Origin of the sequence: Mycobacterium haemophilum DSM 44634, from assembly GCF_000340435.2 — a bacterium.
In the GTDB taxonomy this organism is placed as follows: Bacteria; Actinomycetota; Actinomycetes; order Mycobacteriales; family Mycobacteriaceae; genus Mycobacterium; species Mycobacterium haemophilum.
This window is the reverse complement of record NZ_CP011883.2, coordinates 1,873,973-1,887,949: the sequence shown is the minus strand read 5'-3', so window position 1 is coordinate 1,887,949 and position 13,977 is coordinate 1,873,973. Positions and strand designations below refer to the sequence as shown.

Here is a 13,977-nt window from a genome sequence, read left to right as displayed (position 1 = left end):
CCCGCGTTCCGCGGCCCGCCTCGTCGCCGGGGCTACGCTGCTCTGATGGCAGCCCGCCGCCACCACACGCTGAGCTCGTCGATCGCCAGTTTGCACGGTGACGAGCAGGCGGTGGGCTCGCCGCTGAACGATACCGACCTCACCGCACTGCAGCGCACCCGCTTGTTCGGGGCCACCGGCACCATCTTGATGGCGATTGGCGCGCTCGGAGCCGGGGCCAGGCCCGTCATCCAGGACCCCACGTTCGGGGTCCGGCTGCTTAATCTGCCGTCGCGAATCCAGACGGTCTCGTTGACGATGACTACCACCGGGGCAGTCATGATGGCGCTGGCCTGGTTGATGCTCGGCCGGTTCGCGCTGGGCAAGAGGCGAATGTCGCGCGGCGAGCTGGACCGCACCCTGTTGCTGTGGACGCTGCCGCTGTTGATTGCACCACCGATGTACAGCAAGGATGTCTACTCCTACCTGGCGCAGAGCCAGATCTCCCTACAGGGACTTGACCCTTACCGGGTGGGTCCGGCGTCCGCACTGGGACTCGGCCAGGTGTTCACACTTTCGGTGCCCAGCCTCTGGCGGGAAACACCAGCGCCCTACGGCCCACTGTTTTTGTGGATAGGGCGCGGAATCTCGGCGCTGACCGGAGACAACATCGTCGCCGCGGTGCTCTGCCACCGGTTGGTGGTGTTAATCGGCGTCGGTCTGATCGTGTGGGCAACCCCGCGGCTGGCCCGACGCTGCGGCGTCGCCGAGGTCAGCGCGCTGTGGCTAGGTGCGGCCAATCCGCTGCTGATCATGCATCTCGTCGCCGGCATCCACAACGAGGCACTGATGCTCGGGCTGATGCTCACCGGGGCCGAATTCGCGCTGCGTGGCATCGGTTTATCGTCCACAACGCGACTGATGCCCACGTCCCGGCGAGGTGGAGGCACCGGCGGGCGGCGCCGCGGCACTCGGGCGAGCCAGGCAATCCGATTCGGCTCGAATTGGGAGCCGCTGGGCATGTTGCTGGCCGGTTCGATCCTGATCGTGCTGTCGTCACAAGTGAAGTTGCCCTCACTGCTGGCGCTGGGATTCGTCGCGATGGCGCTGGCCTACCGCCTTGGCAGCACCCCGAAAGCGCTGCTACTGGTCAGCTTGGGGATGGCAGGGTTGTCGCTGGCCGCGATGGGCATCGTTGGCTGGGCCAGTGGGCTGGGGTTTGGCTGGATCTACACGCTGGGCACCGCAAACGTGGTGCGCAGCTGGATGTCACCGCCGACGCTGCTAGCTCTCGGCACCGGGCACGTGGGCATTCTGCTGGGTCTGGGGGATCACACCACTGCAGTGCTGTCGTTGACCCGCGGCATCGGCGTACTGATCATCATGGTCATGGTCTGTTGGCTGTTGCTGGCCGTGTTCCGCGGCCGGCTGCATCCGATCGGCGGCCTCGGCGTCGCGCTGGGCGTCACAGTGCTGCTGTTTCCCGTCGTGCAGCCCTGGTATCTGCTATGGGCCATCATTCCGCTGGCCGCCTGGGCGACCCGCACCGGCTTCCGAGTGGCTGCAATCGCCGTCACCATCGTCGTGGGCGTCTTCGGCCCGACAGCCAACGGTGACCGCTTCGCGTTGTTCCAAATTGTGGATGCCACCGTAGCCAGCACCATCATCGTGTTGGTGCTCATTGCGCTGACCTACACCCGCTTACCGTGGCGACCACTCCAGACGGTCCCAGCCGAGAGCCGTGAACTCGATCAACAATCGGTGAATATGGCAACGCCGGACCCGGGGACCTCGCAGAACTCCGAGTCCGCTGCGACCCGGCGGCCGACCGCCGCGCCCGACGCCTACGCTGACTCGACGTGAGCTCGGCCTGCACGGTCCCCAAAAACCCCGAAGTCGTCGTCCGGCTGCGCGGCGTGTGCAAGCACTACGGGTCCATATCGGCGGTATCGAACCTCGATCTGGACGTCCATGCCGCCGAGGTGCTGGCCCTGCTGGGTCCCAACGGCGCCGGCAAGACGACGACGGTCGAGATGTGCGAGGGCTTCGTACGCCCAGATGCCGGCACGATTGAGGTGCTAGGCCTGGACCCGATCACCGACAACGCACGTCTGCGCGCCCGTATCGGCGTGATGTTGCAGGGCGGGGGCGGTTACCCGGCGGCCCGCGCGGGAGAAATGCTCAGCCTGGTGGCCTCCTACTCCGCCGACCCGCTGGACCCGGAGTGGCTGCTAGAAACCTTGGGCCTCACCGATGCTGCCCGTACCACCTACCGGCGGCTGTCCGGCGGCCAGCAGCAACGGCTTGCCTTGGCCTGCGCGTTGGTCGGCCGTCCGGAACTGGTGTTCCTGGACGAGCCCACCGCGGGCATGGATGCGCACGCCAGGCTGCTGGTGTGGGAGTTGATCGACGCGCTGCGCCGAGACGGCGTGACGGTGGTGCTGACCACCCACCAACTCAAAGAGGCTGAGGAACTCGCCGACCGGCTGGTCATCATTGACCACGGGCGCATGGTGGCCGCCGGCACACCGACCGAACTGATGCGCACCGGCGCCAAAGACCAGCTGCGGTTTAGTGCGCCGCCGCGGCTGGACTTGTCGCTACTGACGTCCGCGCTGCCGGAGGACTACAAGGCCACGGAGCTGACTCCGGGCGAGTACTTGGTCGAAGGCCCCATCGACCCGCAGGTGCTGGCGACCGTCACGGCCTGGTGCGCGCAAATCGATGTGCTGGCCACCGATATGCGGGTCGAGCAACGCAGCCTTGAAGACGTGTTCCTGGATCTCACCGGCAGGAAGTTGCGATGACAACCGGTCCGACGTTCCCACCAGGCACCTTCACCCCCGAGCCACGCCCCAATGCCGTGCCCCGGATGGTGGCCGCACAGTTCACGCTGGAGTTGAAGCTGCTGCTGCGCAACGGCGAGCAACTGCTGCTGACCATGTTCATCCCGATCACCCTGCTGGTCGGGCTCACGCTGCTGCCGCTCGGCTCCTTCGGCCAGCACCGCGCTGCCACGTTTGTCCCGGTCATCATGGCGCTGGCAGTGATCTCGACCGCCTTCACCGGGCAGGCCATCGCGGTTGCTTTCGATCGTCGCTACGGCGCACTCAAAAGACTCGGAGCCACCCCGCTACCGGTTTGGGGAATCATCGCCGGCAAGTCCCTGGCGGTCGTCGCCGTTGTGTTCTTGCAGGCAATCATCTTGGGCACCATCGGCATTGGGCTGGGTTGGCGACCGACGCTGGCATGCTTGGCGCTAGGCGCGGCGATCATCGCGCTGGGCACCGCGGGCTTCGCGGCGCTCGGCCTGCTGCTCGGCGGCACCTTGCGGGCCGAGATCGTCCTCGCGGTCGCCAACCTGATGTGGTTCGTGTTCGCCGGGTTTGGCGCGCTGACCCTGGAGACGAACATGATCCCGGCAGCGGTCAAGTGGGCGGCCCGGCTAACCCCCTCGGGCGCACTCACCGAGGCGCTGTCGCAGGCGATGACCCTGTCGGTGGACTGGTTCGGGCTCGTCGTCCTGACGGCTTGGGGCACGCTGGCGGCGCTCGCCGCGCTGCGCTGGTTCCGGTTCACCTGATATCGCGGTGGGTTCGCCTTTAGCTCACTGCACCAAGCAATCCGGCTCCCAGGTACCGGGCAGCATCGGCACCCGCGGACCAGCACCGAATCCGTCGCCACTCAACGTGTGCAATCCGGCCGGCTGCACAACCGTCTCCTTCACTCCGGTCCCAGCAAACGCCAGCGCGCCTGCGCCTCGGCATACGTCGTCGGCGAGCTGCGCGCCCGGCTGGCTGTTTAAATGCCCGCCGATGCCCAGTGGTAGCGCGATCGCCGAGGCGGTGCCCAGCGCGCCCAACACAGGACCAATGGCCGGCGCGGCCAACAGGCTACCGCCAATCAAAAGCAGTCCCGCAAGGCCCATTGCGGCTATCGCCACTATGCCCAGCAGCAGACTCAGCAAGATAAACAATGACGCGCCCACCAACAGCACAGACCCGCCTAGGAACAGCAAAAGCAGACTCGCGAACACTGCAGTCAACAGCAAAGCCTTGACGACAACTTGCAAGAGCAAGATCCACCACACCGGGTCGAAACCCGGAGCGCTCCCCGCTGTGGTAGCTACGGCGTCGCCAGCCGCACCGACACCAGGTCTGATGATGACTGGTGCCTGCATGGTGTGCGGCGTCGAGGCCACCGCCGTACGCGCTACGGCATCGTAGACGCTCATGGTGGTGGCGGCTCGGATCCATAGCCACACATACTCGGCCTCATTAAGCGCGATCGGGATCGTGTTGATCCCAAAGAAATTCGTCGCCACCAACACCGCGTGCGCGGCGTGGTTGGCGGCCAACTCCGCCAACGTCGGCATCGCCGCCAACGCGCTCACATACGCGCCCGCAGCGGCCTCGTGCTGGGCGGCCGCCTTCGCGCTATCGGCACTGGCCTGGGTCAACCAGACCAGATAAGGCACGTGGGCGGCCACATAACTCTCCGCGCTGGGGCCCTGCCACGCCCCAGCCTGCACCGCATCCAGAACCGCGGCGAGTTCTCCTGCTGCCGAGGCGTATTCGGCGCTCAGAGCGGTCCAGGCCTCAGCTGCCGACAGCAGCGGAGCAGTGCCCGGGCCAGCACTCAGCATCGTCGAATGCACCTCCGGCGGCAAAGCAATCCAAACCAGCGCCGTCATAAACCCCACCGCGGTCTGCAACGACACCGGATCACCCGCAGCGTCACGTTCACAACCTCTCCACCAGGTATTCACCGAGCAACCGCGGCTGAGCTCTCGTCAACCAACGCATCAGCGCCTGCGCTACGCACATCGAATTGCGTTGTTGGTGCCAAACTGCAGCAAATGGTGACCGTTGCGCGACGGCCGCAACAGGGCAAATTCACCCAAACCACCGCAGCCGAAGAACCGCAATGGTGCACAATGCACGCACCAGCGCGGCCGAAAGGTTAAATTCCCCCAAGACAGCGCAGTGGAACACCCACAGTGATGCAAAGTGCACACACCGTCACCCGTGCTAATCCCCTACTACCGGGTGTAGTTTTCATTGCCTTACGATCGGGCGGTGCCTGTCGGACGAGTCCTGTTGCGGTTAGTCGACCTGCTGCCCAACCCCGCTCTGCGTGTCCAGCGGATCATTGCCGCGACCGTCATCCTCACCCAGGGCGGTATCGCCGTCACCGGCGCAATCGTTCGCGTCACGGCGTCCGGGCTGGGTTGTCCCACCTGGCCGCAGTGTTTTCCGGGCAGCTTCACCCCGGTCGCCATCGCCGAGGTGCCGCGGGTCCACCAGGCAGTCGAGTTCGGTAACCGGATGGTCAGCATCGCGGTGGTCATCGCCGCGGCGCTGGCCGTTTTGGCCGTTACCCGGGCGCGACGGCGCACCGAAGTTCTGGTCTACGCGTGGCTGATGCCGATCTCGACGGTGCTGCAGGCGGTCATCGGCGGCATCACGGTGCTTACCGGGCTGCTGTGGTGGACGGTCGCCATCCATCTACTGACATCGATGACCATGGTGTGGCTGGCGGTGTTGCTCTATGTCAAGGTCGGTCAGCCCGATAACGGCGGGGCTGAAATTGCCCATGAGCGGGTAACCCGGCCGCTGCGCGCGCTGACGGCCCTGACCGCAGTGAATCTGGCCGTGGTGCTGGTGACCGGCACGTTGGTGACGGCTGCCGGCCCGCACGCGGGAGACCGCAGTCCCAGCCGGACGGTTCCGCGGCTCAGAGTCGAGATCACCACCTTGGTGCACCTGCATTCGTCGTTGCTGGTCGCCTACCTCGCACTGCTGGTTGGGTTGGGCTTCGGACTGTGGGCGGTCGGCGCCACCCGGGCCATCCTGGTGCGGCTCGCCGTGTTGCTCGCTCTGGTTTGCGCGCAAGCCGCTGTTGGCACCACGCAATACTTCACCGGGGTGCCTGCCGCCCTGGTCGCAGTCCATGTGGCCGGCGCTGCGGCGTGCACCGCGGCCACCGCGGCGCTATGGGCCTCAATGCGAACCCGGTTGCCGGAACGAGCCAAGCCCGAGGCGCTCGCACGCTGACTCCACGCCCAACGCGAACTCGTGTTGGGCATGGTCGCGGGTGGCGGCGTCCAATCGTTGCCAGCCCAGCGACGGCTCGACCAGCTGCAATTCCAGCAACCGAGGCTCCCGGCGATCACCGACCACGTGGGCGCGCGCGTAGAGCACCTCGCCCACGTCGATGCTCACCTCGGCGGCCGCAGCCGCTAGCGCGGCGGCGCCGATATCCCAAATTTCGAAGTCGGGCTCGGCCTGAATCAGGGTGTCCTGCTTGATAAACGCATGCGACGGCGCACCGCCGATGAAGATCAATACCGTTTCTTCGCCCGACCCGCCCGGCTGCACGAGAACGCTCCGGCCACCCTCGTGCAGTTCGGCCGCGTAGGCAGCCGCCGCCGACCGGGCGTTGCACCGCCGTGCGCCGGTACCGACGGTCGGGCCGACGAAAACAGGGCCGACACGGGGCAACCGCAGCGGCTCACCCGGCGCAAACACCTGCCCTGGCAGCGTCGGCACCCCTCGATCGGCTAGGTCGGCCAAATACCGCCGGCCGACATTCCACGCGACGACGGCGGGCGCGTTCAGCAGGTTGGGCACGTCGGTGGTCCAGGCCAGAAACTCGTCGAGCCGCCCGGCGTAGTCGTGGGTAGCCCGCAGAATCAGCAGGTCCACGCTGCCGGCCTCGGGATCGTCCCAGGGCAACCAACGAGCGTGCAGACCGCGGCGTCGCAGCGCCGCAACCAGCCCGGCATCGTCGCCGTCACCGCTGGGCTGCTGGCGGGAACCCGCCAACACGATACGGGGATGGAAGAGGTCGGGCCGCGCGAGCTTCATGCCCGGGCATGATAACCAGATGCACGCAATCGAAGTCGTCGAAACCGGCGGTCCTGAAGTCCTGCGCTACGTCGACAAGCCGCAACCCAGCCCAAGCCATGGCGAGCTGCTGATTAAAGCCGAAGCCATCGGCGTCAACTTCATCGACACCTATTTCCGCTCGGGACAATACCCACGGCCAGTGCCGTTCATCCTCGGCTCTGAGGTGTGCGGCACCGTCGTTGCTGCTGGAGAGGGCGCCGACAGCAACGGTATCGGTGTGGGCGACCGGGTGGTCACTGCCACGGCTAACGGCGGCTACGCCGAATTCTCCACTGCACCAGCATTTTTGACCGCCAAAGTGCCAGACAGAGTAACTTCTGAGGCGGCCGCGTCGGTACTACTAAAGGGCTTGACCGCCCACTACCTGCTGAAGTCGGTGTATCCGGTGCAACGCGGCGACACCGTGCTGGTGCACGCCGGCGCCGGCGGCGTCGGTTTGATCTTGACCCAGTGGGCCACTCATCTCGGGGTGCGGGTCATCACCACCGTCTCGAATGCGGACAAAGCACGACTGTCCAAGGAGGCCGGCGCCGACGAGGTGCTCTCCTACCCCGAGGACGCCGCCCAATTCGGCGGGCAGGTTCGGGCACTCACCGAAGGTGCCGGTGTGGCAGCGGTGTATGACGGCGTAGGCGCCACCACCTTTGACGCCAGCCTGGCCAGCCTGGCCACCCGCGGGACACTGGCACTGTTCGGTGCCGCCAGCGGACCCGTTCCGCCTGTCGATCCGCAGCGCCTCAACGCTGCCGGCTCGGTCTATCTCACTCGGCCGACGCTGGCTCATTTCATCCGCACCGGCGAGGAATTCAGCTGGCGGGCCGCCGAGCTGTTCGACGCGATCGGCAGCGGCGCCGTCACCGTCGAGGTCGGCGGACGCTACCCGCTGTCCGACGCCGCCCGCGCCCACAAAGACCTGCAAGGCCGCAAGACTGTCGGCTCGGTCGTACTGCTGCCATAGGGCGAACCCGCGAGAGTGCAACTGGCAACCCACTTTCCGAGAAACGCCGTCGGCAGTCGCACTTTCACGACAAACTAGAATAGTGTCGGCAGCGCGAGCACTGAGTCGACGGCTAACGCGCAGAACACCACCGCCAGGTAGTTGTTCGATTGCAGGAACAGCCGCAGCGGCTTGACCGGTTCGCCGGCACAGACCCCAGCGTAGAGCTGATGCGCCATCGTTAAGAACCATGCCCCGGCAACGACGGCTACCGCCGCGTACAGCCATCCTGTCGCCAGTGTCAGCACCAGCGTCGACAACACGGTGAGCCAGCTATAGATCAAGATCTGTTTGGTGACGTGACGCTCGGTCGCCACGGCCGGCAGCATCGGGACGCCGGCCACCTTGTAGTCGTCCTTGTATCGCATCGCCAATGCCCAGGTGTGCGGCGGAGTCCAAAAGAAGATGATGGCGAACATCGCCAATGCCGGCCAGCCGATAGTGCCGGTGATCGCCGACCAACCAATCATCACCGGCATACACCCGGCCGCACCGCCCCACACGACGTTTTGCGACGTCCGGCGCTTGAGTAACAGCGTGTATACGAACACATAGAACGCGACGGTGGCGAGCGCCAGCAGTCCCGACAGCAGATTGGTCGTCCACCGCAGCCAGAAGAACGAACCCGCAGTCAACGCCAGCCCGAGCGCCAACGCATTTCGGGGGGGCACCGCCGCCCGCGCCAGCGGCCGCCGGGCAGTCCGCTTCATCAGCTTGTCGATATCGGCGTCGGCCACACAGTTGAGCGTGTTGGCACCTGCAGCGGCCAATATCCCGCCAACCAGCGTGTTGAGGATCAACAGCGGATTCGCGCTGCCGCGGTCGGCGAGCAGCATCGCAGGTATGGCGGTGACCAAAAGCAGCTCGATAACACGCGGCTTGGTCAACGCCAGGTATGCCAACACTCGGCTTGGCACTCGGCCCTGTACTCCAAGTGGCGCAACGCGCCACCGAACGCTCACGCATTAACTCCTCGGGATCGCAGCAGCGCGCAGCTTCTACTACGCACGATGGTAGACCGCATGCCCGCCGCCAACAGCCCGCAGGGTCCTTCACGCAGATTTTTCCCAGATTGCGGGCCAGATTGCAAAGCGCGAGCGGGCGCACGCTAGATGCACCGCAGCGGGCCGTGGGCACCCGGAAACCGGGCCCTGCAGAAGCCCGCACTCCCGCACTAGGGTGAGATTGATCAGTTGGATGACCTGACGACTGACCCAAGGACTGATTCGTGACCACACTCGACGAGATCTCCACGCTGACCCGACCGCGCCACCCCGACGACTGGACCGAGATCGATTCGGCTGCGGTCGACACCATCAGGGTGCTGGCCGCCGACGCGGTCCAAAAAGTAGGCAACGGGCACCCAGGGACGGCGATGAGCCTGGCCCCGCTGGCCTACACCTTGTTCCAGCGCACGCTGCGCCACGATCCCAATGACACCGCATGGCTGGGTCGTGACCGGTTCGTGCTGTCGGCCGGGCACAGCAGCCTGACCCTGTATCTGCAGCTCTACCTCGGCGGCTTCGGTCTGGAACTGTCTGACATCGAATCGCTTCGCACCTGGGGATCCAAGACTCCTGGGCACCCAGAGTTCCGGCACACCAAGGGTGTTGAGATCACCACCGGCCCGCTCGGCCAAGGCTTGGCGTCGGCGGTCGGAATGGCGATGGCATCGCGTTACGAGCGTGGCCTGTTCGACCCCGACGCGGCGCCCGGAACCAGCCCATTCGACCACTACATCTACGTGATCGCCTCCGATGGGGACATCGAAGAAGGGGTGACATCGGAAGCGTCGTCGCTGGCCGCAGTCCAGCAGCTCGGCAACCTCATCGTGTTCTACGACCACAACCAGATCTCGATCGAAGACGACACCAACATTGCGCTGTGCGAGGACACCGCCGCCCGCTACCGGGCCTACGGCTGGCACGTACAAGAGGTCGAAGGCGGCGAGAACGTTGTCGGCATTGAGGAAGCCATCGCCAACGCGAAAGCCGCCACCGACCGGCCGTCGTTCATCTCGCTGCGCACCATCATCGGTTATCCCGCGCCGACCTTGATGAACACCGGCAAGGCGCACGGTGCGGCTCTCGGCGACGACGAGGTGGCGGCCACTAAGCGAATCCTTGGGTTCGATCCCCACAAGACCTTTGAGGTCCGCGAGGACGTCATTACCCACACCCGCGGACTAGTGGCCCGCGGCAAACAAGCCCACGAACGCTGGCAACTGGAATTCGACGCGTGGGCGCAGCGCGAGCCCGAGCGCAAGGCACTGTTGGATCGGTTGCTCGCCCAGCAGCTGCCCGACGGCTGGGACGCTGACCTGCCGCACTGGGAGCCGGGGTCCAAGGGGTTGGCCACCCGCGCCGCGTCTGGTGCGGTGCTATCCGCGGTAGGACCGAAGCTGCCGGAGTTGTGGGGCGGGTCGGCCGATCTAGCAGGCAGCAACAACACCACCATGAAAGACGCCGATTCCTTTGGGCCGCCGTCGATTTCGACCGACGAATATACCGCCCACTGGTATGGCCGCACCTTGCATTTCGGTGTTCGCGAACATGCGATGGGCGCCATCCTGTCCGGCATCGTGCTGCACGGCCCCACCCGCGCCTACGGTGGCACCTTCCTGCAGTTCTCCGACTACATGCGCCCGTCGGTGCGGCTGGCGTCGTTGATGGATATCGACACGATCTACGTGTGGACGCACGATTCGATCGGACTCGGCGAGGACGGCCCCACCCATCAGCCCATCGAACACCTCGCGGCGTTGCGTGCGATCCCTCGACTGTCGGTGGTCCGTCCCGCCGATGCCAACGAGACGGCATACGCCTGGCGCACGATCTTGGCACGCGGCGCCGGCAGCGGTCCGGTTGGGCTGATCCTGACCCGCCAAGGTGTGCCGGTGCTGGAAGGCACCAACCCCGAAGGCGTCGCCCGAGGCGGCTACATCCTCGGCGACGAGGACGGCGGCCCCGAAGCTGAGGAACCCGACGTTATTTTGATCGCCACCGGCTCCGAGGTCCAACTCGCCGTCGCGGCGCAGAAGTTGTTGGCGGACAAAGACATCATCGCGCGGGTGGTGTCGATGCCGTGTGTGGAATGGTTCGAGTCCCAGCCATACGAGTATCGCGACAGCGTGTTACCCCCGTCGGTGTCGGCCCGAGTGGCCGTCGAAGCCGGCGTCGCGCAGTGCTGGCACAAGCTGGTCGGCGATACCGGCAAGATCGTATCCATCGAGCATTACGGCGAATCCGCGGATTACCAGACTTTGTTCCGTGAGTACGGCTTCACGCCGGAGGCCGTGGTTGCCGCAGCGGAACAGGTAGTGGACAACTGAGAAAGGGCGATCGGAGATGACTTCACAAACTCAGAACCCCAACCTCGCCGCATTGAGTGCTGCCGGCGTGTCCGTCTGGTTGGACGACTTGTCGCGAGACCGGTTGCAGTCGGGCAACCTGCAGGAGCTGATTGATACCAAGAGCGTCGTTGGCGTGACCACCAACCCGTCCATCTTCCAGAAGGCATTCGCAGACGGCCACGCCTACGACGCCCAGATCGCCGAGCTGGCCGAGCGCGGCGCCGACGTGGATGCCACCGTCCGCACCGTCACCACCGACGACGTGCGTAACGCATGCGACGTGTTAGCGCGTGAGTGGGAGGCTTCCCACGGAAAAGATGGCCGGGTCTCGATCGAAGTCGATCCCCGTCTAGCGCATGACACCGACAAGACCATCGCGCAGGCCGTCGAGCTATGGAAAATCGTCGACCGCCCAAACTTGTTCATCAAGATCCCGGCGACCAAGGCTGGACTACCGGCGATCACCGCCGTTCTAGCGGAAGGGATTTCGGTTAACGTCACACTGATCTTCTCCGTGCAGCGGCATCGCGAGGTGATTGACGCCTACCTGGCCGGGATCGAAAAAGCCGCCAAAGCTGGACACGACCTGTCCAAGATCATCTCGGTGGCATCGTTTTTCGTCTCCCGCGTGGACACCGAAGTCGACAAGCGACTGGAAGAACTTGGTTCCGAGCAGGCGCTCGCGCTGCGCGGCCAGGCCGGAGTCGCCAACGCCCGATTGGCCTACGCGGCCTACCAGCAGGCCTTCGAAGGCGGCCAGCGCTACCAGGCACTCATGGCCCACGGCGCCCGGGTCCAGCGCCCGCTGTGGGCGTCGACCGGTGTCAAGAACCCCGATTACGCCGACACCCTGTACGTCACCGAATTGGTCGCTCCAAACACAGTAAATACCATGCCGGAGAAGACGATTGATGCCGTCGCTGATCACGGTGTGATCCGCGGTGACACGATCAGCGGCACCGCTTCGGCCGCCCAAAAGGTGTTCGACTCGCTAGCGGCGGTCGGGATCGATCTGACCGATGTGTTCGCTGTACTAGAACATGAAGGCGTGCAGAAGTTTGTGGAATCCTGGAACGAGCTGCTCAAGGAGACTCAGGCGCAGCTGGACTCCGTAGCCAAATGAGCCCAGCCGCCGCACGCACCTCCACCGCCGCGCAGTGGCAGAACCCGTTACGGGACAAGGAGGATAAGCGGCTACCCAGAATCGCCGGCCCGTGCGCGATGGTGATTTTCGGGGTCACCGGTGACCTGGCCCGCAAGAAAGTGATGCCGGCGGTCTACGATCTGGCCAACCGGGGCCTGTTACCACCCACGTTTTCCATGGTGGGCTTCGCCCGCCGAGATTGGAGCACCCAGGATTTCGGCGACGTCGTCTACAACGCTGTCAAGGAGCACTGCCGGACGCCATTTCGGCAGGCGAACTGGGACAGGCTAGCCGAGGGATTCCGGTTTGTATCAGGCTCTTTCGACGACGACGATGCTTTCGCTCGGCTCGCAGAGACCCTGGACAAGCTGGACGCCGAACGCAGCACCGGCGGCAATCACGCGTTCTACCTGGCGATCCCGCCCAAATCTTTCCCGGTGGTCTGCGACCAGCTGCATAAGTCCGGATTGGCCCGCCCACAAAACGGCAGCTGGAGCCGGGTTGTTATCGAGAAACCGTTCGGCCACGATCTGGACAGTGCACGCGACCTGAACAGGTCGGTCAATGCAGTCTTCCCGGAGGAAGCTGTTTTCCGCATCGACCATTACCTGGGCAAAGAGACGGTGCAGAACATCTTGGCGCTTCGGTTCGCCAATCAACTGTGGGATCCGATCTGGAACGCGCACTACGTCGACCACGTGCAGGTCACCATGGCCGAAGACATCGGACTTGGTGGCCGGGCCGGTTACTACGACGGCATCGGTGCGGCCCGTGATGTCATCCAGAACCATCTGATGCAACTGCTGGCGTTGACCGCGATGGAAGAGCCGGTCAGCTTCAATCCGGCTGCGTTGCAGGCGGAGAAGATCAAGGTGCTGTCGGCGACGCATCTCGCCGAGCCGTTCGACGAGACCACCAGTCGCGGCCAATACGCCGCCGGCTGGCAAGGCGGCGAAAAAGTGGTCGGGCTGCTCGACGAGGACGGGTTCGCCACGGACTCCAACACCGAGACCTTCGCCGCCATCACGCTCGAGGTTGCCACCCGGCGCTGGGCCGGCGTGCCGTTCTACCTGCGAACCGGGAAACGACTAGGCCGCAGGGTGACCGAAATCGCTCTGGTCTTCAAACGCGCGCCGCATCTCCCTTTCGACGCCACCATGACCGACGAGCTCGGCGCCAACGCTTTGGTCATCCGCGTACAGCCCGACGAAGGGATCACCTTGCGGTTCGGTTCCAAAGTCCCGGGCAGCGCAATGGAAGTCCGCGACGTCAACATGGACTTTTCCTACGGCTCGGCGTTCGCCGAGGATTCGCCAGAGGCCTACGAGCGACTGATCCTTGATGTGTTGCTCGGCGAGCCGTCCCTGTTTCCGGTCAATGCGGAGGTCGAATTAGCTTGGGAAATACTTGACCCAGCCCTCGCCTATTGGGCGACACACGGCAAGCCCGATCCGTACGAGGCCGGAACCTGGGGTCCGGAATCATCCTTCGAGATGCTGCAGCGCACCGGCCGGGAATGGCGGCGGCCATGATCCGCGCCAGCGACGATATGGCGCGTAGCGACAAAATCGGCGAGGAGGAGCGGCGCAAATGA

The 13,977-nt window shown here is 65.0% G+C and carries 11 protein-coding genes; 8 read left to right on the top strand and 3 right to left on the bottom strand.

Translation table 11 applies throughout. From position 1 onward, the window contains the following. Positions 1-45: 45 nt before the first annotated feature. From mptB to B586_RS09045, 3 genes are read left to right on the top strand one after another with little or no spacing between them, the layout of a single operon-like run. Positions 46-1,842, top strand: coding sequence for a polyprenol phosphomannose-dependent alpha 1,6 mannosyltransferase MptB (gene mptB, locus B586_RS09055; protein WP_054880135.1), 1,797 nt, complete (start codon positions 46-48; stop codon positions 1,840-1,842). Beyond that, the gene (locus B586_RS09050) at positions 1,839-2,786 is read left to right on the top strand and encodes an ABC transporter ATP-binding protein (RefSeq protein ID WP_047313838.1); all 948 of its coding nucleotides are present in this window, start codon (positions 1,839-1,841) and stop codon (positions 2,784-2,786) included. The genes mptB and B586_RS09050 overlap by 4 nt, the downstream gene beginning before the upstream one ends. Further along, positions 2,783-3,562, top strand: a complete 780-nt coding sequence (locus B586_RS09045) for an ABC transporter permease (RefSeq protein ID WP_054880136.1) — start codon at positions 2,783-2,785, stop codon at positions 3,560-3,562. The genes B586_RS09050 and B586_RS09045 overlap by 4 nt, the downstream gene beginning before the upstream one ends. Before the next feature lie 24 nt (positions 3,563-3,586). Here the strand turns inward: B586_RS09045 and B586_RS09040 are convergent, their stop codons facing one another. Then, complete coding sequence (locus tag B586_RS09040) at positions 3,587-4,672, bottom strand: PPE family protein (RefSeq protein ID WP_082607733.1); 1,086 nt, start codon at positions 4,670-4,672, stop codon at positions 3,587-3,589. Positions 4,673-5,039: 367 nt separating this feature from the next. Between B586_RS09040 and B586_RS09035 the strand changes: the two genes are divergently transcribed. Continuing rightward, on the top strand, positions 5,040-6,035 hold the full coding sequence (locus B586_RS09035) for a COX15/CtaA family protein (protein ID WP_414738695.1): 996 nt from the start codon (positions 5,040-5,042) through the stop codon (positions 6,033-6,035). Here B586_RS09035 and B586_RS09030 read toward each other — a convergent pair. After that, the gene (locus B586_RS09030; RefSeq protein WP_054880138.1) at positions 5,982-6,848 is read right to left on the bottom strand and encodes an ATP-grasp domain-containing protein; all 867 of its coding nucleotides are present in this window, start codon (positions 6,846-6,848) and stop codon (positions 5,982-5,984) included. The genes B586_RS09035 and B586_RS09030 overlap by 54 nt on opposite strands. A 19-nt stretch (positions 6,849-6,867) precedes the next feature. Here B586_RS09030 and B586_RS09025 point away from each other — a divergent pair, with 19 nt between their 5' ends. Beyond that, the gene (locus B586_RS09025) at positions 6,868-7,848 is read left to right on the top strand and encodes a quinone oxidoreductase family protein (protein WP_054880995.1); all 981 of its coding nucleotides are present in this window, start codon (positions 6,868-6,870) and stop codon (positions 7,846-7,848) included. A 74-nt stretch (positions 7,849-7,922) separates the two neighbouring features. Here the strand turns inward: B586_RS09025 and B586_RS09020 are convergent, their stop codons facing one another. Next, on the bottom strand, positions 7,923-8,849 hold the full coding sequence (locus tag B586_RS09020; protein WP_054880139.1) for a heme o synthase: 927 nt from the start codon (positions 8,847-8,849) through the stop codon (positions 7,923-7,925). A gap of 266 nt (positions 8,850-9,115) precedes the next feature. On the opposite strand from B586_RS09020, the gene tkt reads away from it, so the two are divergent. The 3 genes from tkt to zwf are packed head-to-tail and all read left to right on the top strand — an operon-like array spanning position 9,116 to position 13,915. Continuing rightward, complete coding sequence (gene tkt, locus B586_RS09015; protein WP_054880140.1) at positions 9,116-11,218, top strand: transketolase; 2,103 nt, start codon at positions 9,116-9,118, stop codon at positions 11,216-11,218. A gap of 16 nt (positions 11,219-11,234) precedes the next feature. Beyond that, positions 11,235-12,362: a transaldolase gene (gene tal / locus B586_RS09010; protein WP_047313832.1), complete on the top strand. Its 1,128-nt coding sequence runs from the start codon at positions 11,235-11,237 to the stop codon at positions 12,360-12,362. Next, entirely contained in the window at positions 12,359-13,915 is a 1,557-nt protein-coding gene (zwf, locus tag B586_RS09005) for a glucose-6-phosphate dehydrogenase (RefSeq protein WP_054880141.1), read from the top strand. The genes tal and zwf overlap by 4 nt, the downstream gene beginning before the upstream one ends. Positions 13,916-13,977: the final 62 nt, after the last annotated feature.